General features: G+C 51.5%; 2 protein-coding genes. One reads left to right on the forward strand and one right to left on the reverse strand.

Going from position 1 to position 1,101, the window contains the following annotated elements; all coding sequences use genetic code 11:
- A partial coding sequence (locus ACFWW2_RS00300; protein ID WP_393925368.1) for a hypothetical protein occupies positions 1–186 on the forward strand: 186 nt, incomplete at its 5' end.
- 114 nt (positions 187–300) lie between these two features.
- On the opposite strand, the gene ACFWW2_RS00305 is transcribed toward ACFWW2_RS00300, so the two are convergent.
- On the reverse strand, positions 301–795 hold the full coding sequence (locus tag ACFWW2_RS00305) for a hypothetical protein (protein ID WP_393925369.1): 495 nt from the start codon (positions 793–795) through the stop codon (positions 301–303).
- Positions 796–1,101 lie beyond the last annotated feature (306 nt).

Here is a 1,101-nt window from a genome sequence, read left to right on the forward strand (position 1 = left end):
CCTTCCTCAATCAATCGTGCAAAACGATCTCGCAATTCCATCGGCAACGGTGCTGGCATGATCAATCCTCCCAAAAAGGGTGAACCACAGATCATGTCTCAGGGGAATCCTGCCGACTCAAACTTTTATCGAAATGCTTTAATGGTTTGGAAACGATCTATGAATACCGACGTGGATCGAATCTAACTACAGGTCAATCTGCTGATCCAACAGCTCCCCTCATTTTTCAATTAGGTCCCAACCTAATGTCGAAAAATGATATTGGCGGCGGAGATGACCGCTTCATGCGAACTTTTCCATTTACAATGCAACTTCGGAAATCCAAACGCATCGTGCCTGGGCTGCCGAGAAAATGCCCCCACGCTCTCTCTCTGTTAGGCAAAAGGAAGCGCCTAACGTACCATCGGATCTGACCGTATCCTTTAGTGAGCGCAGAAATTCCATAAACACCGGCAGTTCTACTTGATGTTTATTGCCGGCCACGTTGCGATAACGAGAAAATCCCTTATGCGGTCCATACGGTGCGGGGAACGCGGCCCACTCACCAGCCAGTTCATGAGCGAAATCTTCAAGGCTCAAGGACCCATTCAGGAACAGCGGCCATCCACGTCTGTAGAGCAGCGCCAGGCCAAACATATCTTGAGTTGCCCGATTGAATAAGACTTCACAGCCGAGGCCAAGGGCTTCAAGTGTCTCGCGGTAGGTTCCTCCTACGATCTGGTAGGCGCCTATAGCGGTGGATTCCTGAACTTGTCTGGCCTGCAGCTGCCAGTCTCTTACCTCGCAAACCGTCATCTGAGTGGGCGCGCGGGGCAGAGGGTGCTTGTTCTTGTTCCAAACAGCATCATACCCTTTTGCCGGTGCCTCGTATTTGTGAATGAAACTGACGATCTCATCTTCGAGAGATCCAGACGCGAAGGAAGTTGGTATTTCGCGGAGAAGGGCAGGGGGCCTCGGGAAGAGCTATGCCCGAAAGTTGGTGACGGCGTGATTAGGCGGCATGGTTAAGTTGTTTGATCCCGTCTTTGAATTCAATCCCTTCGATGATCTCGGGCATGCGGTTTGCGCCGTCGAGCTTCCGCCATTTGGTCTGGGCTGACA

It is taken from the genome of Yoonia sp. R2-816, from assembly GCF_046762905.1.
In the GTDB taxonomy this organism is placed as follows: domain Bacteria; phylum Pseudomonadota; class Alphaproteobacteria; order Rhodobacterales; family Rhodobacteraceae; genus Yoonia.

Coding starts and splice junctions, on each gene's coding strand:
- ACFWW2_RS00305 (WP_393925369.1), bottom strand. CDS start 795: ATGACGGTTTGCGAGGTAAGAGACTGGCAGCTGCAGGCCAGACAAGTT.